Genomic DNA, 312 nt, shown 5'->3' with positions numbered 1-312 from the left:
CGGTGCGTCCGGCCTCGCTCTCGCCGCCCGCGTACAGGCGCGGGATCACGCGCGGCTTCGGCTCGAGAAACGTGCCCTCGGTGCAGTAGTACTCCCCCGCGTAGGCGAACGGTGTCTCCGTCCACAGGCCGCGGAGCACCTCGGCCCACTCGATCGTGCGGGCGTACCGGTCGTCGTGCGCGCTGAACAGGCCGTCGTACTGCTTCGCCTCCTCGGCCCACCATGCCGACACCACGTTGAGCGTGAAACGCCCGCCGCTGATCTCGTCGATCGTGGCCGCCTGCTTCGCCGTGTGGAACGGGCTGTGGAACC

1 protein-coding gene is annotated in these 312 nt (G+C 69.9%); it reads right to left on the bottom strand.

Annotation, left to right across the window (positions count from 1 at the left end; translation table 11 throughout):
• A partial coding sequence (locus ACZ3HG_RS23295) for an LLM class flavin-dependent oxidoreductase (RefSeq protein ID WP_465334692.1) occupies window positions 1-312 on the bottom strand: 312 nt, incomplete at both ends.

This window comes from Erwinia sp. PME.40.26/001 (assembly GCF_055556675.1).
Note: the sequence above shows the minus strand (reverse complement) of the source record. Positions and strands in the feature narration are given on the sequence as shown.